The organism is Bradyrhizobium ivorense (assembly GCF_900696085.1).
GTDB lineage: Bacteria > Pseudomonadota > Alphaproteobacteria > Rhizobiales > Xanthobacteraceae > Bradyrhizobium > Bradyrhizobium ivorense.
The window spans coordinates 1,696,241-1,718,280 of the sequence record NZ_CAADFC020000004.1 but is presented as its reverse complement, the minus strand read 5'-3'; the positions used below and the strand labels follow the sequence as shown (position 1 = coordinate 1,718,280).

Here is a 22,040-nt window from a genome sequence, read left to right as displayed (position 1 = left end):
ATAGTGGTCCACGCAGGACGATCCCGAGATCGAATGGCATGAGGCAGGATGCTCGCTAGGGCGGCTACTTCACCCGCTGCTTCTCCAGCTTCCGTGCCAGCGTCCTGCGGTGCATGCCGAGGCGGCGGGCGGCTTCGGAGATGTTGAAATCGGTCTCGATCAGGGTCTGGTGGATGCGCTCCCATTCCAGCGTCTTGATCGAGGTCGGGCGGGCGCCGAGCTCGATGGCGGCGTTGCCGGCGGCCTTCTGGAACGCGGCCTCGATGTCGTCGGTGTTCGACGGCTTTGCCAGATAGTGGCAGGCGCCGAGCTTGATCGCCTCCACCGCGGTCGCGATGCTGGCAAATCCGGTCAGCACCACGATCAGCATGTCGGGATCATGCGCGTGCAGCGCCTCGACGCAGGCGAGGCCCGAGGCGCCGCCGGCGAGTTTCAGGTCGACCACGGCATAGCCGGGCGATTGCTGCTCCAGCAGCGGGCGGACCTCGTCGAGCGAGGCCGCCACCGCGACGCCGTAGCCGCGGCGCTCGAACGAACGCTTCAGCGTGCGGGCGAAGCCCGCATCGTCCTCGACGATCAGGAGCTGACGTTCATCCATCCAGATGGTCTCCGATCGCAAGCGTCGAGAGCGGCAGTTCGAGCCGGACCGCGGCGCCGATGTCCGGCCGGTTGCGCGCCGTCACCACGCCGCCGAGCTTGCGCACGACGTTGACCACCAGGAACAGGCCGAGGCCGCTGCCGGGCCTGCCCTTGGTCGACTGATAGGGTTTTCCGACCTGCGGCAGCATCTCGCGCGCGAAGCCGGGGCCGCGGTCGGTCACCGACACCACCAGCGTGTCGCCCTCGCGCTCGGCCGTCAGCTCGATCCAGTCGCGCGAGACCTCGGCGGCGTTGTCGAGCACGTTGAAGATCGCCTGCTTCAGCGCGATGTCGGACACGATCGCAAGATCGGCACCGAACGCATTGCGGAAATACAGCGTGGCCGACGGCCGCGACGTCCGCCATTCCTCCACCAGCGCGGTCAGGAACGCCGCGACCGTGGTCGGCGCCGAGCCTTCGCCGCGCGCCTCGCCGGCCGACAGCAGGATGCCGGTCACGATCGTCTTGCAGCGCTGCAGCGAGGTTTCCATCTCGGACAGGTCATGCGACAGCTCGGCGTCGGAGGCGAGCGCCGGCATGCGCCGCCAGTCGCTCAGGATCACCGACAGCGAGGCGAGCGGCGTGCCGAGCTCATGCGCGGCGCCGGAGGCGAGCAGGCCCATCCTGACGATGTGGTCCTGCTCGGCGGCGTGCTGGCGCAGCGCGGCGAGGCGCGCGTCGCGGTCGCGCAGATTGCGGTTGATCCGGGTCACGAACACCACCAGCAGCACGGCGTCGAGCACGAGGCCGATGAACGTGCCGGTGATGTAGCGGCTGAAGGCATCGCCAAAGCCGTGCTGCGGCGGCGCCAGCGGCTCGTAATAGCCGGTCAGCCAAGCGTAGCTCATGCAGACCAGCGCCACCAGCGACCAGGTCGAGGGCGCATCGAGCAGCACCGCGCCGAGCGTCACCTGCAGCAGATAGAGCGAAGTGAACGGGTTGGTGGCGCCGCCGCTCAGGTACAGCAGCGTCGTCAGCGCCGCGACGTCGAGCGCCAGCGCGACCAAAAGCTCGCGGTTGTTGATGTCGGCGCGGTAGCGCAGCCAGAGCAGGCTGATCAAATTGAGCGCCAGCAGGCCGCAGATCACGGCCGCCATCGGCATCAGCGGCAGTGCGACGTCCATCCAGAAATGCACGAAGGCGATGGTGACGATCTGGCCGATCACGGCGATCCAGCGCAGCTGGACCAAGAGGGCCATGTTCTTGCGATTGGTCGCGAGGTCGGCGGGAGCGGCAAGATCGAACGGCATGCCGGCAGCCGCGCTCACGTCGGACGGCATCACCGCCGTGCCGGTGGCTGTCTTTGCGTCATGCAGATCCGATGTGCGCTCGAGCATCTGGGCCTGGGTTGCGAGACAGATTGCGGGCTGCGCCGACCAGGCGGCGCACGGCGGCGCGTCGGGAAGCGGAAACGCCGGCGCGGCCCCTGCCGCTGACGACGCGCAGGAGCGCGGCCGCCAGCATAATGGCCAGCGCGAACCATGTCAGCGCGTAAATCAGGTGGTTGTTGGGAAAGCGCACGATCGTGAGGCCGCCGACCGGGAAGCCGCCGGGGTTTGCCGCAGCATCCGCATCGATGAAGAAGGGCGCGACGTCGGACAGGCCGTGGCTGGCCGCGATCGCGGCGACATCGCGCGAATACCAGCGGCCGGCCGCAGGATCGTTGCTGCGCAGGAAGGCGCCCTTCGGCTCCGATATCCGCAGCAGGCCGGTGACGCTGACGGGGCCGTGCGGATCGCCGGCACGTCGCGTTGCGGGATCGCGGCGCTCCGGCGGCACGAAGCCGCGGTTGACCAGCACCGTGGTTCCATCGGCCTGCCGCAGCGGGGTCAGCACCCAGAAGCCGGGGCCTTCATTGGTCACCGCCTGCACCAGCGTCTCGTCGTCATTCAGGAAGGTGCCGCTTGCGGTGACGCGGCGGTATTCGTCGCTCGCCGAAGTCACCGCCGGCCAGGATGACGGGGCAGGCGGCGCGACGGCGGCGGCATTCATGCGCTGCTCGACGCGCGCGATCAGCGCCAGCTTCCAGGTCCTGCGTTCGATCTGCCAGACCCCGAGCGCCGTCAGCAGCACCACGCCCAGCATGCCGAGCGTGAGCAGCAAATACGGCGGTCTGGCAGCCCGCATCGTCACGGCATCTGGCTCATGTCGTGCACGGGCATCATGTTGACGTTGAGATGATGCATGACCCACAGCGAGCCGGTCAGCGCGATCACCACCATGACCACGGTGAAGATCATCGCCATCATGGTCCAGCCGTTCTCGGATCGCGTGTTCATGTGCAGGAAGTAGACCATGTGCACGACGATCTGGATCGCCGCGAGCACCAGCACGATCAGCGCGGTGATCGCCTTGTCGGTGATGGCACCGGTCATCACCAGCCAGAACGGCACTGCGGTGAGGACGACCGAGAGGCCGAAGCCGATCAGGTAGCTCTTCAGCGAACCGTGGGCGGCGCCGCCATGGACGTCATGGCCGTGGTCGCCGGCATCGGTGTGCACAGCGTGAGAGTCGGTTGTCATCGCAGCACTCCCAGGAGATAGACGAAGGTGAAGACGCCGATCCAGACCACGTCGAGGAAGTGCCAGAACATCGACAGGCACATCAGCCGGCGCCGGTTGGCCGCGGTCAGGCCGTAGCGCGCGGACTGCACCATCAGCGTCACCAGCCAGACCAGGCCGAAGGTGACGTGCAGGCCGTGGGTGCCGACCAGCGTGAAGAACGACGACAGGAAGGCGCTGCGCTGCGGCGTCGCGCCCTCGTGGATCATGTGGTGGAACTCGGTGAGCTCGATGCCGAGAAAGGCGAGGCCGAACAGCCCGGTGACCGCGAGCCAGAATTGCGTCGCGCCGAGCTTCGACTTCTCCATCGTCAGCATGGCAAAGCCATAGGTGATCGAGGACAGCAGCAGCATCGTGGTGTTGAGCGCGACCAGTTTCAGGTCGAACAGGTCCTTCGGCGCCGGGCCGGCGGCATAGTTGCCGCCGAGCACGCCATAGGTCGCGAACAGCATCGCGAAGATGAGGCAGTCGCTCATCAGATAGATCCAGAAGCCCAGCATGGTGCTGGCGCCTTCCGGATGCGCATGCTCGTCGATCACGTGGAAGATCGGCTCGGCGTTTTGCGCAGGTGCGGCTGCGACGGTCATGACTGGGCTCCCGCGGTGAGAACGCGCGTCCTTGCGGCTTCGACCTTGCCGACCTGGTCAGCCGGAATGTCGTAGTCGCGGTGATAGTTGAAGGTGTGGCCGATCGCGACCGCGAGCAGCGCGACGAAGCAGACCGCGGCGAGCCACCAGATGTACCAGATCAGGCCGAACCCCATCGCCGTCGCGAGGCCGGCGAGGATGATGCCGGTCGCGGTGTTGGAGGGCATGTGGATCGGCTTGAAGCCGGTCAGCGGGCGCGAGTAGCCGCGGCGCTTCATGTCCCACCAGGCGTCGTTGTCGTAGACGACGGGCGTGAAGGCAAAATTGTAGTCCGGCGGCGGCGACGAGGTCGCCCATTCCAGCGTCCGTGCGTTCCAGGGATCGCCGGTGGTGTCCTTCAGCTGCTCGCGCCTGAGAATGCTGACCGCGAACTGCACCAGCATCGCGATGATGCCGAGCAGGATCAGGAAGGCGCCGAAGCCCGCGATGATGAACCAGATCTGCAGGGACGGATCGTCGAACACGCGCAGCCGGCGGGTGACGCCCATCAGGCCGAGCACATAGAGCGGCATGAAGGCGAAGTAGAAGCCGGAAACCCAGAACCAGAACGACAGCTTGCCCCAGAACGGATCGAGCTTGAAGCCGAACGCCTTCGGGAACCAGTAATTGATGCCGGCGAACAGGCCGAATAGCACGCCGCCGATGATCACGTTGTGGAAGTGCGCGACCAGGAACAGGCTGTTGTGCAGCACGAAGTCGGCCGGCGGCACCGCGAGCAGCACGCCGGTCATGCCGCCGAGCACGAAGGTCAGCATGAACGCCACCGTCCACATCATCGGCAGCTCGAAGCGGATGCGGCCGCGATACATCGTGAACAGCCAGTTGAACATCTTGGCCCCGGTCGGGATTGAGATGATCATCGTGGTGATGCCGAAGAACGAGTTCACGCTGGCGCCGGAGCCCATGGTGAAGAAGTGATGCAGCCACACGAGATAAGACAGGATGGTGATGACGACGGTGGCGTAGACCATCGAGGTGTAGCCGAACAGCCGCTTGCCGGAGAAGGTCGCGGTCACCTCGGAGAAGATGCCGAATGCCGGCAGCACCAGGATGTAGACCTCGGGATGGCCCCAGATCCAGATCAGGTTCACGTACATCATCGGGTTGCCGCCGAAGTCGTTCGTGAAGAAGTTGGTGCCGACGTAGCGGTCGAGCGACAGCAGCACGAGCACCGCCGTCAGCACCGGGAAGGAGGCGACGATCAGCACGTTGGTGCAGAGCGAGGTCCAGGTGAACACCGGCATCTTCATCATCGTCATGCCCGGCGCGCGCAGCTTGACGATGGTGCAGATCAGATTGATGCCCGACAGCGTGGTGCCGACGCCGGCGACCTGCAGGCCCCATATGTAATAGTCAACGCCGACGTCAGGACTGTAGCCGATGTTCGACAGCGGCGGATAGGCCAGCCAGCCGGTGCGAGCGAACTCGCCGACGAACAGCGACATCATCACCAGCACGGCACCGCCGACCGTCATCCAGAAGCTGAAATTGTTGAGGAACGGGAACGAGACGTCGCGGGCGCCAATCTGCAGCGGCATCACGTAGTTCATCAGGCCGGTGACCAGCGGCATCGCCACGAAGAAGATCATGATGACGCCGTGGGCGGTGAAGACCTGGTCGTAGTGATGGGCGGGCAGGTAACCGTCGGAGCCGCCGAACGCGATCGCCTGCTGCAGCCGCATCATGATGGCGTCGGCGAAGCCGCGCAGCAGCATCACGATGCCGAGGATCATGTACATGATGCCGATGCGCTTGTGGTCGACGGTGGTGAACCACTCGCGCCACAGATAGCCCCAGAGCCGGAAGTAGGTGACGATGGCGAGCAGGGCGAGCCCGCCGGTCGCGACCACGGCGAAGGTGCCGACCAGGATCGGCTCGTGAATCGGCAGCGCTTCCAGGTTGAGGCGGCCGAAGATCAGCTTGAGGATTTCCGGGTTGTTGAACATGCGGCCCTCTCAGGACTCGGATTTCGAACGCTGGCCTGATAGCAGCGACGTCGACGGATGGGCAGGGGAGAACGCGGGAGAGAACGGCGGCGGCTGCAGCCCGACGCCGCGCAGCGGCGTCAGGTCGAGCGGTGCGGTGACCTCGCGCAGTGGCGTGTCCTTCAATTCGTCGATCGAGCAGATTCCGGCGACGAAGGTCGGCTCGCTGCCGAGCGGCGCGCCGCGGCGGGCGTATTTGTCGTAGGTCAGCGGCAGCGTGTTGTTGAGGCCTTCATGGCCGAGACCGCCCTTGGCGTCGATCGCCATCATCTCGCTCATGCACATCTTGCCGGGCTCGACGCACATATTGAGGATCAACTTGTAGAGGTCGCGATCGACCGTGCCGTAGAGCCGGACCGGATCGTTCTGGCTCGGGCGCTCGAGCTGCAAATAGTCGCTACGGCCGAGCATGTTGCCGCTGGCCTTGGCGCTCGCGACCCACTTGTCGAACTCGGCGGGCGACACGCTCTTGAAGTCGAAATGCATGCCGGAGAAGCCGGCGCCGCTGTAATTGGCGGAGAAGCCGCGGAAGGTGCCTTCCTTGTTGGAGACCGCATGCAGCTTGGTCTCCATGCCGGGCATGGCGTAGATCTGGCCGGCGAGGGCGGGGATGTAGAACGAGTTCATCACGGAGGAGGCCGTGATGCGGAAGCGGATCGGGCGGTCGACCGGCGCGGCCAGCTCGTTGACGGCGGCGACGCCGTATTGCGGATAGAGGAACAGCCACTTCCAGTCGAGCGCGACCACCTGGACATCGAGCGGGGCGTCCTTGCGCTCGATCGGCTTGTCGGCGGCGATGCGGCCGAGCGAGCGATAGGGATCGAGCAGATGCGTGCCCATCCAGGTCAGCGCGCCCAGGCAGATGATGATGAGCAGCGGCGCCGACCAGATCACGAGCTCGAGCTGGGTCGAGTGATCCCACTCCGGCTCGTAGGCCGCCTCGGTGTTGGACTGGCGGTAGCGCCAGGCGAACAGCACGGTCAGCGCCATCACCGGCAGCACGATGATCAGCATCAGCACGGTGGAGATCACGACGAGGTCGCGCTGCTGGGCGGCGATGTCGCCGGCGGGCGCCAGGACGACGAAATCGCACCCGCCCAGCAGGGCCGCAAACGGCAATAAGGCCAGTAATTTCAAGGCGCGCACGGCGGACCTCACAGGATTCTTCGGCTGGAATTTTATGAGTTTCGTCAAGGGGTAGCTGCGATGCAGCAAAGTTGACATTGGACAATTTGTCCAATGTTGCAGTGCGGGATACAAGCTCAGAAAGTCAACCGGACCGCGTGGCAAAGGTTGCCTCGCGACCTCATCTCAAGGACGGTTTCGGCGCGATGGCACAGGTTCCTGCAATGGCTCACGGCACCTCGACGGCATCAGTTTACGAGCAGGCGAAACCCGGCGAGATCGCGATCGGCGTCATCATCGGACGCACGTCGGAGTTCTTCGACTTCTTCGTCTATGCGATCGCCTCGGTGATCGTGTTCCCGAAGCTGGTGTTTCCGTTCGTCAACGAGCTCACCGGCACGATCTATTCATTCGTCATCTTCACGCTGGCGTTTGCCGCGCGGCCGCTCGGCACCGTGATCTTCATGGCGGTCGACCGCCGCCACGGCAAGGGCGCCAAGCTCGTCATCGCGCTGTTCCTGCTCGGCACCTCGACGGTGGCGATCGCGTTCCTGCCCGGCTACGACACCATCGGCTATGCCGCGATCTGGCTGCTGGCGGCAGCGCGGATCTTGCAGGGCATCGCCTGGGGCGGCGCTTGGGACGGCCTCGCTTCGCTGCTGGCGATGAACGCGCCGTCGCATCATCGCGGCTGGTACGCAATGGTGCCGCAGCTCGGCGCGCCGCTCGGGCTGATCGTGGCGAGCGCGCTGTTCGCCTTCTTCGCCGGCAACCTCTCGGCGGACGACTTCTTCGACTGGGGCTGGCGGTATCCGTTCTTCGTCGCCTTCGCCATCAACGTGGTGGCGCTGTTCGCGCGGCTGCGCATGGTGGCGACCGACGAGTATTCCGAGTTGTTCGAGAGCCGCGATCTCGAGCCGGCGAGGGTCGGCGAGACCGTCAAGGAAGAGGGCCGATACATCCTTCTCGGCGCCTTCGCGCCGCTGGCGAGCTTTGCGCTGTTCCACATGGTCACGGTGTTTCCGCTGTCCTGGGTGTTCTTGTTCACCAAGGAAAGCCCGGTGCGCTTCCTGATCATCGAGATGATCGGCGCGATGGTCGGCGTGTTCGCCATTATTGCCTCCGGCATGATCGCCGACCGGGTCGGCCGCAAGCCGCTGCTATTGGGATCGGCGATCGCGATCGCGGTGTATAGCGGTTTTGCCCCGCAGCTGCTCGATGCCGGCGCGGTCGGCGAGACCGTGTACATGGTGGGCGGCTTCATCCTGCTCGGGCTGTCGTTCGGCCAGTCGTCGGGCGCGATCGCCTCGAGCTTCGCGCCGGCCTATCGCTACACCGCCTCGGCGCTGACCTCGGATTTCGCCTGGCTGTTCGGCGCCGGCTTTGCCCCGCTCGCCGCGCTGTTGCTGGCGACGCATTTCGGCCTGATCTCGGCCGGCGCGTATCTCTTATCGGGCGCGGTGTGGACCTTGGTCGCGCTGTGGCTCAGCGGCCTCCGCGAAGCCGAGGGCTGAGCCCTTGTAGCCCGGATGAGCGAAGCGACATCCGGGAAAGCTCTCATCGCGGATGCACCTGCCCCGGATTACGCTGCGCAGCATCCGGGCTACGGTTCTTCTCCTTCCCCCTGAAAGGGGGAAGGTCGGGATGGGGGTCAGCCACGAGCGACGGTGTACGCGGGGAGACATGATCCCCACCCGCTTTGCTCTAGCGAGCAAAGCGACCTCCCCTTTTCAAGGGGAGGTGGAAACGCCTCGATGAACCTTTCCCGACGTGCGCCTAATCCACCACGATCTTGACGCGGTCGCGCGGCTTGACCTGGGCGTGGGCGTCGAGGCCGTTGAGCACGCGGAAACGCTCGGCGGGGTGATCGACGCCGGCCATGCGGTGCGACAGCGATTCCACGGTGTCGCCGGGCTGCACGTTGATCACCTTGATGCGCAGCGGGCGCGCGGCCTGGATCTCCTCGAGCGTCAGGCGGCGGAACGAGTTGACGGTCTCGCGCGCGTTGCGCTCGCTCTCGGTCGACTTCTGCTTGGCGGCGAAGATGAAGCGGTAGACGTCGCTGCCGAAGCGCAGCGCGTAGACCTTGAACTGCCACTGCTCGCCATGCGCGGTGGCGGACGCCGCCGGAAAGCCGTTGATGCTGAGATCCTCGGTCGAGGATTTCTCGACGCCTTCCATCCAGCCCGAATTGAGATAGTCGCCGAGCGACTGCTCGGCCGGCACCCGCACGACGTCGAAGCGCATCGCCTGGCTGCCGCCCTCGCGCACGCCGATCACCGCCTGCGCGGTATTGTCGAGCGTGAAGTTGTCGGGCGCGGTGAAGGTGAAGCCGAGCTTGGGATGCAGGAAGCGGCGGCCGCGCACAAAACCTTCGCTGGGGTCCTCGCCATAGACGATGTTGTCGATCGCGGCGAGATAGGTCTCGCGGTCGCGCTCGCTGTTCTCCGGCGAGGTGTATTGCCGCGCCGTGGTCTGCGCATTGTTGATGCGCTCCGGCGTCGCCGGATGCGACGAGGTAAAGTCCTGGGCGCGCGGATCGAGCGCGGTGCGGCCGACCTTGAGCGCCGCATTGCGCTCCATCGCGGTCAGGAAGCGCGAGGCGCCGAACGGGTCGAAATGCGCGCGGGCGGCGATGCCGACGCCGATGCCGTCGGCCTCGAACTCCTGCTGCCGCGAGAAGCTCGCCATCGTCAGCTTGGTCTTGGCGAGCGCCAGCGCGGTGAGATCGGGGTCGGTGCTCATGTCGGTGACGACGCGCGTCACCACCGCGGCCTGCCGCGCCTGGTCCTCGCGCATCGCGGCGTGCTTGGCCAGCACGTGCGCCATCTCGTGGCTCAGCACCGAGGACAATTCCGAGGTGTCGCTGGCGAGTGCGATCAGGCCGCGCGTGACATAGAGCTGGCCGGTCGGCAGCGCGAAGGCGTTGACCGCGCCGGAATTGAGGATGGTGACCTTGTAGGTCTGATCGGGCCGATCGGAGGCCGCGACCAGCCGCTCGACGGTCTTGCTGATCAGCGCCTCGAGCTTGGGGTCGTCATAGGCGCCGCCATAGGTCGACAGGATGCGCTCATGCTCGCGCTCGGTGGCCGGGGTCTGCTGCACCACGCGACTAGGCTTCACCGGCGCGGCTGCGGCCGGCGGCGCGCCGACCTGCTCGAAGCGGCCGACATTGCCGCAGGCCGCGAGCGTCAGCGCGGCGCAGACGAGCGCCGGCGCAGCCGAAAGGCGGCGACCTGTCACTCCCTCGCGCCGTCCTTCGCGCTCAATCACGTCAAAATCTCACAAATTGTCGAGCAAACCGCCCGCGGGGGTCCGTGCGGATCTCCCCTAGTTCCCGCCGAGCACTTCAATCTGCCCCACCCGGAGCAGTTCGATTCGCGGTCCACGTCGAGCTTCCACCCAGCCTCGGACACGAATCCTTCGATTTTCGAGGGACTTGGGCGCAAGCCCGGCCGCCTCAAACGCAGGGACTATGCGCTTTGAAATCGTCGCCGCAAAGTCCTGAGTCCAGTTTCGACCGAAATTCAGGTAGGTCATTGACCCAGCTTGACGCACGGACAAAACCCTGCCCTCGACCACCGTAAAGCGCCCGATCCCGGCCAAAATATCGCCCGGACTTTCGGCGTTTTTTATGACGGTGGACGTCGCCCAGGTTCCCGATCGGGCGGCCCTCGCCTCGGCCTCCGCCGCCATCAGCGCCGCGGCACAGTCCCTGTCGGCGATGGCGGGCGACACCAGCGCGAATCCCTGTCGCAACAACTCGCTCTGTACGGGTGTCTCGCTACCAGCGAGGAAGGCGTAAGCCGGCTGCCGGCCGTAGCGATCCGGCGTGTCGTCATTGCCGCGCAAGCTCACGTCGCGCCCGACCAGCAGTGCCGACAATGTGGCCGCAGCTTTCACGCGATCCGCCACCTCGATACCGGCGAGCTTGACCTCGCGGTCGTCGTCGAGCCGAAAGCTGCGCGCATCGATCACAGCAGCGACGCGACCCTCGCCCTGCATCTCGAAATTGCATCCGGCCGCCGTAGCCCGGTCGTTGCACACGCCGATCAGCGCGGCGCACGTTGTCATCGCCAGTCCGATCGGGCTGCGAAGCGATGCTCTGTCGCGCGTGCGCGTCATGTGTTCGTCACGGCCAGCGTTGTGTGTCGCCATCATGAGCACGGGGCGGCCTTCGAGATCAACGGGTGCGACCTCGCCGTGTGATGTGTCGCAAGCCGTAGCCCGGATGCAGCGAAGCGAATCCGGGGCCGCTGTATCCGCGGATGGATCTCCCCGGATTACGCTTCGCTGCATCCGGGCTACGCGCACCGTCGCGAACCTTCTCATCGCGCGCACGATCAGCGCGCGCAGCGGTCGCCTGAACGGCTGCGTTCTTCCGCGCATTCACCATTCTGAAATCCGTGCGCGGATTGAGAATTCGTTGTCCTTGCAAGCGTTTAGACGCGCAGCGTAACTAGCTCCTAATTTTTCGTAAAGGCGACGGACTTTCGTTGCCTCTCGCATATTGCCGAGGATTGTTCGTGGCGAATCCCGTTGTCCTGACGCTGACGACCAGCGACCCGCTCCACGATTATCTCCAACTCTACATCGCGATCGAGGCGATCAGCGTCGGTGGCGGCATGGCGGCCGCGAACACCGACTACATCATCAACTTCTCGACCTCCGGCAGCGCGCGCACGCTGCAGCTGCTGGACGATCTGCCGGCCATCAATCTGATGAGCGGCTCGACGCTGACCTTCGACGGCAACTCCGACTACAACAATCAGCTCGGCGGCCAGGACTACAGCGACGTCATCGACGCGCGCGGCTATCAGGGCTTCGTCGTCACATCAGGCAAGGTGACGTTCAAGAACCTCACCATCATCAACGCCGTTGCCAGCGGCGGCAATGGCGGCGTTGGTGGCGGTGGCGGCGGTGCGGGGCTCGGTGGCGGCCTGTTCGTCGGGCAGAACGCCGACGTCACGCTGAACAACGTCAATTTCGGCAGCAACAGCGCCATCGGCGGCAATGGCGGCGTGGTCGATCCGGCCGGCGGCGGCGGTGGCGGCGGCGGCATCGGCGCCGACGGCGGCAGCGGTAATGGCGGCGGCGGTGGTGGTGGCGGCTTCGGCGGTCACGACTATTTCGGCGACCATGGCAATGGTGGCAACGGCTACAGCGAGGCCGGCTCCGACTCGCAGCATCCGTCCACCGGCGCGCAGACCTCGGGTGGCACGCCGGCAACCGTCGTCGGCCCAGGCGGCGGACAGAGCGCCGACAATTACGGCGGCAGCGGTTTCGGCGCGCACGCCGCCGGCGGTGCGAATGGCGGCGGTGGCGCCGGTGGTGTCGGCGGCGGCGGTGGTGGCATCGGCGGTGGCAGCTCGGTCGGCGGCGGCCCGTCGGGCACGCTGATCGGCTTCGGTGGTGCCGGCGGCGTTGGTGGCGGTGGCGGCGGCGGCATTTATGGCGGCGGCAATGGCGGTTTCGCCGGCGGTGGCGGCGGCTCCGGCACCGGCAGCGGCTACGCGCACACCGGCGGCAATGGCGGCTTTGGCGGCGGCGGCGGCGGTTCGAACGGCACGCCCGGCACCGGCGGCTTTGGCGCCGGCAGTGGCTCGCTCGCCGGCGGCGGTGGCGGCGGGTTAGGCGCCGGCGGCAACATCTTCGTCCAGCAGGGCGGCAAACTGACGGTGATCGGCGGCAGCCTGATGGGTGCCACCGAGACCGGCGGCACCGGCGCCAACGGCGCCGGCAACGGCTCCGGCTATGGCGACATCTTCATCCAGGGCACGATGGTCGTCACGCCGACGCACACCGTTTCCACCCTCTTTGAAGGGCTGCAGACCGTCACGACGCTCACGATCGGCGACAAGATCGCCGACGAGCGCGGCATCAGCGGCAGCGGCACCACGGGAAAGCTGGTCGTCACCGGCGGCGGCACGCTGACGCTGACCGGTGCGAGCAGCTATGTCGGCGGCACCCAGATCGACGGCGGCAATACCGTCTCGATCACGGCCGACAACAATATCGGCGGCTCGGCCGGCGCGCTGATCCTCAACGGCGGCGGCACGCTGACCACGACCGGCGGCTATAGCTTCACGCACGCCATTCAGCTCACCAATGGCGGCGGCACCTTCAACGTATCGTCCGGCACGATCGCGGCTACCAGCTCGATCAGCGGCTCCGGCACCTTCACGCTGTCGGGTGCCGGCACGCTGCAACTCGGGATGGGGCAGCTCGCCGGGCTGACCGGGACGTTCGGCCTCAGCAGCACGCATCTGTCGCTGACATCGGGCGGCACGTTCGACGACACGCTCTCGCTCAGCGGCAACTCGATCCTGTCGATCGCGAACGGTGTGACCGTCACCGACACTGCTCTCGTCACCGGCGGCGGCAATCTCGGCATCGACGGCGGCGGTACGCTGGCGCTTGGCCATGCCGCCAACAGCTACGGCAACACCACGATTTTGTCGGGCACGGTGTGGGTCACCGCGGCCGGCGCCGCCGGCACCGGCACCATCTCGTTCACCTCGGGCATCGCCGGCACGCTGAAGATCGACAACGCCGCGCTGAGCGGCAATGCGTTCACCAACACGATTGCGAACTTCAACCCCGGCCAGTCCATCGACCTTACCGGGCTGCAGTACAACACCCAGACCCCATCGCTCAACACGGTCAGCCTGTCCGGCAACACGCTGTCGGTCTCCAACGGCACCACGACCGATACGCTGACCCTTGCCGGGGTCGGCGCCGGGACCAGCTTCCAGCTTTCGCAGGATGCAAACGGCGGAACCATCGTGCAGGTGGTCTCGACCCGCGTGTTCAATGTCGCCAACGTCGCCCAGCTCAATGCCGCCATCCTGCAGATGGATTCCGGCGGTCAGAACGCCGCGCCGAATGCCAACTACACGATCAACATAACCGCCAACTTCAGCCTGACCTCGGAGCTCTACGCGCTCAATCTGTTGAGCGGATCGAGCGTCACCATCAACGGCAGCGATGGTCACGGCGGCGGCTACACGATCGACGGCCTCAACGCCCAGCGCGGCTTCTTCGTCTATGCGGGCAATGTCAATCTCGAGAACCTGACCATCCAGAACACGGTGGCGGCCGGCGGCGGCATCGTCAAGGGCGGCGGCGGCGGTGGTGCCGGCCTCGGCGGCGCATTGTTCGTCTCGTCGAACGGCAGTGCCACGATCGACAATGTCACCTTTCACAACAGTGCCGCGATCGGCGGCAACGGCGGAACCGGCAGTACCGCGTCTGCCTCCAACATCGACGGCTTCGGCGGCGGTGGCGGAATGGGCGGCAAAGGCGGAAGCAGCAGCGGTGGCGGCATCGGTCTTGGTGCGCAGGGCGCGAACTCTGCGGCCCTTCAGAACGGTGCGGGCGGCATCGTCGCCGGTGCCGCGGGCGGAGGCAAGGGAGTCGATGGCTACCTGATCCCTTTCGGGGGCGGGACGATTCTCTACTGGTATGGCGGAACGGGCGGCGCCAATGGCGGCGGCGGCGGCGCGGGTGGCTTCTACGGCGACAATAATCGCGCGCCCGGCACCGGCGGTGGTGTCGGTGGCGGCAACGCCGCCGACGGGGGCGATGGCGGCTATGGTGGCGGCGGCGGGGCGTTCGGCGATGGTGGCTTCGGCGGCGGCGGCGGCTACGCCGGCAATGGTGGCTTCGGCGGCGGTGGTGGCGTCAGCGCCCTCGGCGGCTTCGGTGGCGGTAATGGCACGTCGGGTGGCGGTGGCGGCCTTGGCGCCGGCGGCACGGTCTTCGTTCAGCAAGGCGGCTCGCTGACCATCAAGAGCGGTTCGCTGTCGAACGATGCAGGCTTCAACGCCGTCAGGGGCGGCAGCAACGGCGGCGGCCAGGCCAGCGGCTCGGCATTCGGCTCCGGCATCTTCATCCAGGGCAACAACACGCTCAGCTTCGCGCCCGGCAGCGGCGAGACGCTGACGATTGCCAACGACATCGCGGACCAGACCGGCAGCGGCGGCACCGCGGCCAATGCCGGCACCGGCGGCGTTGCGATCAGCGGCGGCGGCACCGTCGTGCTCGGCGGCAACAACAGCTACACCGGCAACACCACCGTCTCCGGCGCCGGGACGTTCGTCTCGATCTCCGCCAACGTCAATCTCGGCGCCGTCAGCAGCATCCTGAAGCTCGGCGACGGCACCGGCATCTCGTTCACCGGCGGCTTCACGCAGACGCACAACATCACCGTCGCCGGCGACCCGATCTTCAACGTCGCGGCCGGCGAGGTGGTGACCCAGAGCGGCGTCATCTCGGACGGCACGACGGCGGGCGATGTCGAGATCACCGGCGGCGGCCGCCTGGTGCTGGCGGCGCACAACACCTATTCGGGCGGCACAGTCATCGACGGCTCGATCCTCGAACTGGCGGCGAACGGTGCGGCAGGCAGCGGCGCGATCGACTTCAAGGCCAATACCGACGGCAAGCTCGTGCTCGACGCCGCGGCCTTCACCGGCACCTCGCTCGGCACTGCGATCACCGGCTTCAACGGCGGCGACACCATCGATTTCACCAATCTCGCCTACAGTGCCACGGCGACGCTGTCCTATGTCAACGGTGTGCTGCTGGTGAAGAGCAGTGGCGGCACCACGCTCGCCTCGTTGAACCTGAGCTTCGGGGCCGGCGGCTCGGCCGCCTCCCTCGTGCTTGCCTCCGACGGGGCGGCCACGCCGCATCTCGAACTGCGGTCCGAGATCAACATCACCTCGGTCACGGCTGATACCACCGGTCATCTCACGCTGCTGAACACCGGCAAGGTCGTGACCATCACGGTCAATTTCAGCGCCGCGGTGAACGTCACCGGCGCGCCGGAACTGGTGCTCAACGACGGCCGGGCCGCGACCTATGTCGGCGGCAGCGGCTCGCAGGCACTGGTGTTCAGCTACACGGTGCAGGCTGGAGACCAGACACCCGATCTCAAGGTGCAGAGTCTTTCGCTCAACGGCGGCACGATCCGGGATCCGGCCGGGCAGGACGCGACGCTGGACCATGCGGCCGCCGACCTGCATCTGGTGATCGACGGAGTGGCCCCGACGGTGTCCGTGACCCCGAGCCAGACCTCGCTGCTGGTCGGACAGGCCGCGACCGTCACCTTCACCTTCTCGGAGGCGGTCACCGGCTTTGCCCTCACCGATACCACGGTCGGCGGCGGCGGGCTGAGCAACCTCGTCCATGTCGGCGTCAACGGCCTTGGCCAGGACGTCTACACCGCGACCTTCACGCCCGACGTCACCAACACCGAGGCCGGTTCGGTGCAGGTCAACGCGTCGAGCTATGCCGACAGCGCCGGCAATACGGGCGCGGCCAGCAACACCGTCAGCTTTACCGGCGATACGCTGGCGCCGACGGTCGTGGTGACGGCCGATCACGCCACGCTGCATGCCGGCGACGCCGCGGTGGTGACATTCACCTTCTCCGAAGCAGCCACCGGCTTTACCCCGAGCGATGCCACGGTCAGCGGCGGCGGGCTGAGCAATCTCGTCCATGTCGGCGTCAACGCCGACGGCAACGACATCTACACCGCGGTCTTCACGCTCGACGCAGCCAACGCCGGAATGGGCTCGGTGAAGGTCAACGCGTCGAGCTATGCCGACAACGCCGGCAATGCCGGCGCCGCCAGCAACAGCATCAGCTTCTCCGGCGACACGCTGGCGCCGACCCTGGCCGTGTCCGCCGATCGCACTGCGCTGCTGGCCGGCCAGACCGCCACCGTGACTTTCACCTTCTCCGAAGCGGTCGCGAGCTTCGCGCTTGGCGATATCACCGTCCATGGCGGCATTTTGAGCAACCTCTCCCATGTCGGCGTCAACGGCGCGAGTCAGGATGTCTACACCGCAACCTTCACGCCCGATGCCGACAACGCGGTAGCAGGCTCGGTGCAGGTTGCCGCATCGGTCTATGCCGACGTCGCCGGCAACGGCGGAGCGGCGAGCAACAGCGTCAGCTTCAGCGGCGACACGCTGGCGCCGGGCGTCGTGCTGACGATGGACCCGGGCACGGTGCTGGCCGGACAGAATTCGACCGTGACCTTCACCTTCTCGGAGGCGGTCACCGGCTTCGGCCTCGGCGGCACCACCGTTCACGGCGGCACGCTGGATAACCTCGTCCATGTCGGCCTCAATGGCGCGGGCGAGGACATCTACACCGCCACCTTCATCCCCGATGTGGCCAATGCCGAGACCGGTTCGGTGCAGGTCGACGCGGCGAGCTATGCCGACGCGGCCGGCAATGCCGGGACGGTGGGCAATGTCGCGACCGTTGACGGCGACACGCTGGTGCCGATGGTATCTGTCACGGCCGATCACACCGTGCTGACGGCCGGCGACACCGCGCTGGTGACCTTCACCTTCTCCGAGGCGGTCGCGGATTTTGCGTTTGATGATGTTACCGTGCATGGCGGCGCGCTCGATCATCTGGTCCATCTCGGCTTCAACGGTTCAGAGGACGTCTACACCGCGATCTTTACGCCGGACGCTACCAATGCCGAGACGGGCTCGGTGCAGGTCGATCTATCAGGCTATACCGACGTCGCCGGCAATGCCGGCGCCGCCAGCAACACGGTCAATTTCAGCGGCGACACGCTGGCGCCGACCGCCTCGGTGGTCGCAACCCCGACTACGCTGCTCGCCGGCCAGACCTCGCTCGTGACCTTCACCTTCTCGGAGGCGGTCAGCGGCTTCACCCGCGACGACATCATTGTTCATGGCGGCACGCTCAGTGGCCTGACCCATGTCGGCCTCAGCGGCGCGCAGGACGTCTACAGCGCCGTGTTCACGCCTGATGCCAGCAACAGCGAGGCCGGCTCGGTGCAGGTCGATGCGGCCAGCTACACCGACGCCGCCGGCAATGCCGGCGCGGCCAGCAACACCGCTCACATCGGCGGCGACACGCGGGCGCCGACGGTGCTGGTGACGGCGGATCACACCTCGCTGCTGGCGGGCCAGACCGCGCAGTTGACCTTCACCTTCTCCGACCGCAATCTCGCCTTCGCGCTCAGCGACGTCACCGTGCATGGCGGCGCGCTCGGCCAGCTGGTGCATGTCGGCCTCAATGGGGCGGGCGAGGACATCTACACCGCGACATTCACGCCCGATGCATCCGATGCGCTGTCGGCGTCGGTGCAGGTGAAGGGGTCGTCGTTTACCGACGCTGCCGGCAACAGCAATGCGGCCAGCAACACGGTCAGCTTCGACGGTGATACCAAGGCGCCAGCGGCGCCGACGCTGGCGCTGCACCAGGACAGCGGCATCTCCGGCACCGACCACGTCACCAGCAATCCGCTGATCGACTACGCTACGTCCGACTCAGCCGACAGCCTGCAATACCGGGTCGACGGCGCGGCGAGCTTCTCGAACGATGTGCCGACGGGCCTCGCCGACGGTGTGCACACGGTGTCGGTCCAGGAGGTCGATCCTGCCGGCAATGTCAGCGCGGTCTCGAGCCTGACCTTCACGCTCGACACCACGGCGCCGCATCTTGCGGGGATCAGCGCCACGCCTTCCGGCGGTTTCGCGAAGACCGGATCGACGGTGCAGTTGACGCTCGGCTTCGACGAGGCGGTCAATGTCAGCGGCGGCACGCCGGCGCTGACATTGAACGACGGCGGCAGCGCGATCTACGACGCGGCGGCGACGGCGCTGCTCGGCGATTCCTCGAAACTCGTGTTCGATCACGTCGTGTCGGCGACCAATCACGTCTCCGCGCTTTCCGTCACCGGCTTTGTCGCCAATGGTGCGGTGGTCAACGACATCGCCGGCAATGCCGCCGATCTCTCCACGGTCTCGGCGGCGTTCGACGCGCTGCACATCAACGAGACCACGGCGCCGGCCTTCACCATCGGCGTCATCACGCGGCCGGAGCTGCACTTCAACGAGAGCGGCCAGATCATGCTCGACGCAGCCGCGTCGGCATTCATGGGCCAGTACGGCATCGAGTATCTCTATCTCGGCCTGCCGCCGGGAACACCTTATCCGCCGGTCGATATGCACGTTTGATCCCGCGCCGCCGCAACGCGTCATTCCGTAGAACGAAAAACCGATGGCGGTCACTGCGGCTTGCTGCGGTGCGGGCCATGCGGCATGATCCGGCCCGCGAAACGGACCTGAAGGAATGAGGTCCGTGCTTCACGGGAGGCTTTGGATGAGACGAGTTGTGGCCGGTGCACTGGCCTGCATGTTTGCGATCTCGGCGCATGCGGCGCTGGCGCAGGACAAGCCCCCGCTGAAACTCGGCGGCATTCTCGACATGTCGAGCCTCTATGCCGACATTACCGGTTCCGGCAGTGAAACCGCCGCCAAGATGGCGGTGGAGGATTTCGGCGGCGAGGTGCTGGGGCGCAAGATCGAGGTCGTGGTCGGTGACCACCTCAACAAGGCCGATCTCGCCGCCAACATCGCCCGCGACATGCTCGACAACCAGGGCGTCGAGATGATCTTCGACGTCGCGGCCTCCGCCACCGCGCTTGCCGCCGGCGAGATCGCCAAGGCGCGCGGCAAGATCGTCATGTTCAACGGCCCGGGCTCGATCCGCCTCAGCAACGAAGCCTGCGGCCCCTTCACCGTGCACTACGTGTTCGACACCTTCGCGCAGGCCAACGTCACCGGGCTCGCCGCGGTGAAATCCGGCCTCGACACCTGGTTCTTCCTGACCGCGGACTACGCTTTCGGCCAGGACCTGGAGAAGGACACCTCGAACGTGGTGGTGAAGTCGGGCGGCAAGGTGCTCGGCAACGTCCGGCACCCGATCAACACCTCGGATTTTTCGTCGTTCCTGCTGCAGGCGCAGGCCTCCAAGGCCAAGGTGATCGGGCTCGCCAATGCCGGCGGCGACACCATCAACGCGATCAAGCAGGCGGCGGAGTTCGGCCTCACCAAGGGCAGCCAGAAGCTGTCGCCGTTGCTCGCCTTCGTCACCGACATCGACAGCGTCGGGCTCGAGACCGCGCAGGGCCTGCTGCTGGCCGAAGCGTTCTACTGGGATCTCAACGACGACACCCGCGCGTTCTCGAAGCGCTTCATGGAACGCGTCAAGCGGGTGCCGACCTCGGCGCAGGCCGGCGTCTATTCCTCCGTCACGCATTACCTGAAGGCGGTGAAGGCCGCCGGCACCACGGATTCCGCCGCCGTCATGAAGGTGATGAAGGAGACCCCGATCAACGACATGTTCGCCAAGAACGGCCGGATTCGTGCGGACGGCCGCATGGTGCACGACATGTATCTGTTCGAGGTCAAGAAGCCGTCGGAGTCGAAAGGGCGCTGGGACGACTACAAGCTGCTGGCGACCGTGCCGGGCGACCAGGCGTTCCAGTCGCTCGAAGCCTCGCGCTGCCCGCTGGTGAAGAAATGACGCAGTTCCCGCGTCGTCATTGCGAGGAGCGAAGCGACGAAGCAATCCATGCTTCCGCGAGTGGAGAGATGGATTGCTTCGCTTCGCTCGCAATGACGGTGCGGAGGCAGTCTTTGTGCGAACCAACAACAACGAAAGGCAAAACGCCATGAGCGATAGTCAGATGGTCCTCCAATCCCTCGAGCAGGGCCTGCTCACCATCACGATGAACCGCCCCGAGCGGCGCAACGCGCTCAATCCGGACATGACGCGCGGCCTCATCGAGGCGGCGCGGCGTGCCGAGGGCGATCCGGAGGTGCGCGCGGTGCTGATCCGCGGCGCCGGCGGCACCTTCTGTGTCGGCGGCGACGTCAAGTCGATGGCGGAAGGCCGCGCGCCGCTGCCGTTTGAGACCAAGATGGCGAATCTGCGCCGCGGCATGGAGGTCTCGCGCATCCTGCACCAGATGCCGAAGCCGGTGGTGGCGCAGCTCGACGGCGCCGCGGCCGGCGCCGGGCTCTCGATCGCGCTGTCCTGCGACCTCCGCGTCGCCAGCGCGTCCTGCAAGATCACCACCGCGTTTGCAAAAGTCGGCTTCTCCGGCGACTACGGCGGCACCTATTTCCTGACAAAAATGCTCGGCAGCGCCAAGGCGCGCGAGCTCTACCTGATGTCGCCGGTGCTGTCGGCGCAGGAGGCCTACAATCTCGGCATGGTCTCCAAGGTGGTGCCCGATGCCGATATCGAGGCCGAGGCGCTGGAGCTGGCGCGCTCGCTGGCGCAGGGGCCCTCGGTGGCGCTCGGCTACATCAAACGCAACATCAACAATGCCGAGACCATGACGCTGGAAGCCTGCTTCGACGGCGAGGCGATCCACCACTCCCGCGCCGGCGAGACCGCCGACCACAAGGAAGCGGCCAAGGCCTTCGTCGAGAAGCGCAAGCCCACCTTCCAGGGCCAGTAGATCATGGCCGACTACATCCGGCTGCGGCAGATCTGCCTGGTGGCGCCGCAGCTCGCGCCCGTGATCGCCGACATCTCCGCGATCATGGGCCTCGATGTCTGCTACCGCGACGGCAACGTTGCCAAATACGGCCTCGAGAACGCGCTGCTGCCGGTCGATACCATCCTGCTCGAAGTGGTCGCGCCGTTCGAGCCGGGGCCGGGCACCGCGGCCGGCCGCTTCATCGAGAAGACCGGCGGCCGCGGCGGCTACATGGCGATCTTCTGCTGCGAGGATCCCGATGCGCGCGGCGCCAACGCCAATGCGATCGGTGTGCGCACCGCGAACGTGATCACGCATGCGCCGTATCACGGCGTGCAGCTGCACCCGCGCGACTGCCGCGCCGCCTTCATCGAGTTCAACCACACCGACGGCAGCGACGATGTGCTCGGCCCTTATCCGCCGGCCGGCCCGGACTGGCAGACGTCGATCCGCAAGGACACGACCCTGGCGCTGACCGAGGTCGAGATGCAGAGCGAGGCGCCGCAGGGGCTGGCGGAACACTGGGGCCGGATTCTTGGCGTGCCAGCAGATGGCGCTACCGTGAAGCTGCCGAACAGCACCTTCCGCTTCGTCAAGGGCGAGGCCGAGATCATGAGCGGCTTGACGTTCAGGGTCGTCGACAAAGCCAAGGTGCTCGCCGCCGCGAAAGCGCGCGGCTGCGCGGTGTCGGGTGACGAATTCTTCCTCTGCGGCGTCACGTTCCGCCTGACGGCGTGAGTTCGTAGCCCGGATG

Annotated in this window: 14 protein-coding genes; 5 read left to right on the top strand and 9 right to left on the bottom strand. The window is 66.4% G+C overall.

Going from position 1 to position 22,040, the window contains the following annotated elements; genetic code table 11:
• Positions 1-64: 64 nt before the first annotated feature.
• The 7 genes from CI41S_RS08705 to cyoA are packed head-to-tail and all read right to left on the bottom strand — an operon-like array spanning position 65 to position 6,978.
• Positions 65-598: a response regulator transcription factor gene (locus CI41S_RS08705; protein ID WP_139481772.1), complete on the bottom strand. Its 534-nt coding sequence runs from the start codon at positions 596-598 to the stop codon at positions 65-67.
• Positions 591-1,919: an ATP-binding protein gene (locus tag CI41S_RS08700; RefSeq protein WP_244626447.1), complete on the bottom strand. Its 1,329-nt coding sequence runs from the start codon at positions 1,917-1,919 to the stop codon at positions 591-593. The genes CI41S_RS08705 and CI41S_RS08700 overlap by 8 nt, the downstream gene beginning before the upstream one ends.
• A 28-nt stretch (positions 1,920-1,947) precedes the next feature.
• The gene (locus CI41S_RS08695; RefSeq protein WP_172627951.1) at positions 1,948-2,766 is read right to left on the bottom strand and encodes an SURF1 family protein; all 819 of its coding nucleotides are present in this window, start codon (positions 2,764-2,766) and stop codon (positions 1,948-1,950) included.
• 2 nt (positions 2,767-2,768) lie between these two features.
• Positions 2,769-3,161: a cytochrome o ubiquinol oxidase subunit IV gene (gene cyoD, locus CI41S_RS08690; RefSeq protein ID WP_139858499.1), complete on the bottom strand. Its 393-nt coding sequence runs from the start codon at positions 3,159-3,161 to the stop codon at positions 2,769-2,771.
• A complete protein-coding gene (cyoC, locus tag CI41S_RS08685) occupies positions 3,158-3,787 on the bottom strand; it encodes a cytochrome o ubiquinol oxidase subunit III (protein ID WP_139858498.1) in 630 nt (209 codons plus the stop codon). The genes cyoD and cyoC overlap by 4 nt, the downstream gene beginning before the upstream one ends.
• Positions 3,784-5,793, bottom strand: a complete 2,010-nt coding sequence (cyoB, locus tag CI41S_RS08680) for a cytochrome o ubiquinol oxidase subunit I (RefSeq protein ID WP_139858497.1) — start codon at positions 5,791-5,793, stop codon at positions 3,784-3,786. Before cyoB ends, cyoC begins: the two co-directional genes overlap by 4 nt.
• Before the next feature lie 9 nt (positions 5,794-5,802).
• Positions 5,803-6,978: a ubiquinol oxidase subunit II gene (cyoA, locus tag CI41S_RS08675; RefSeq protein WP_139858496.1), complete on the bottom strand. Its 1,176-nt coding sequence runs from the start codon at positions 6,976-6,978 to the stop codon at positions 5,803-5,805.
• Between the two features lie 185 nt (positions 6,979-7,163).
• Here cyoA and CI41S_RS08670 point away from each other — a divergent pair, with 185 nt between their 5' ends.
• Complete coding sequence (locus CI41S_RS08670; protein WP_430650003.1) at positions 7,164-8,471, top strand: MFS transporter; 1,308 nt, start codon at positions 7,164-7,166, stop codon at positions 8,469-8,471.
• Positions 8,472-8,733: 262 nt separating this feature from the next.
• Here CI41S_RS08670 and CI41S_RS08665 read toward each other — a convergent pair whose 3' ends face one another.
• Together CI41S_RS08665 and CI41S_RS08660 are read right to left on the bottom strand one after the other, a co-directional pair.
• Positions 8,734-10,230, bottom strand: coding sequence for a M48 family metalloprotease (locus tag CI41S_RS08665; protein WP_139858495.1), 1,497 nt, complete (start codon positions 10,228-10,230; stop codon positions 8,734-8,736).
• Positions 10,231-10,287: 57 nt separating this feature from the next.
• The gene (locus tag CI41S_RS08660; RefSeq protein WP_139858605.1) at positions 10,288-11,031 is read right to left on the bottom strand and encodes a thermonuclease family protein; all 744 of its coding nucleotides are present in this window, start codon (positions 11,029-11,031) and stop codon (positions 10,288-10,290) included.
• Between the two features lie 452 nt (positions 11,032-11,483).
• Here CI41S_RS08660 and CI41S_RS44935 point away from each other — a divergent pair, with 452 nt between their 5' ends.
• From CI41S_RS44935 to CI41S_RS08620, 4 genes are all read left to right on the top strand, one after another.
• Positions 11,484-18,971, top strand: coding sequence for an Ig-like domain-containing protein (locus CI41S_RS44935; RefSeq protein ID WP_283813064.1), 7,488 nt, complete (start codon positions 11,484-11,486; stop codon positions 18,969-18,971).
• 145 nt (positions 18,972-19,116) lie between these two features.
• A complete protein-coding gene (locus tag CI41S_RS08630; protein WP_139858494.1) occupies positions 19,117-20,322 on the top strand; it encodes an ABC transporter substrate-binding protein in 1,206 nt (401 codons plus the stop codon).
• Positions 20,323-20,470: 148 nt separating this feature from the next.
• Positions 20,471-21,265, top strand: coding sequence for an enoyl-CoA hydratase (locus CI41S_RS08625; RefSeq protein ID WP_139858493.1), 795 nt, complete (start codon positions 20,471-20,473; stop codon positions 21,263-21,265).
• A 3-nt stretch (positions 21,266-21,268) separates the two neighbouring features.
• Positions 21,269-22,024 (top strand): VOC family protein, encoded by a 756-nt coding sequence (locus CI41S_RS08620; RefSeq protein WP_139858492.1) that lies wholly within the window; start codon positions 21,269-21,271, stop codon positions 22,022-22,024.
• Positions 22,025-22,040 lie beyond the last annotated feature (16 nt).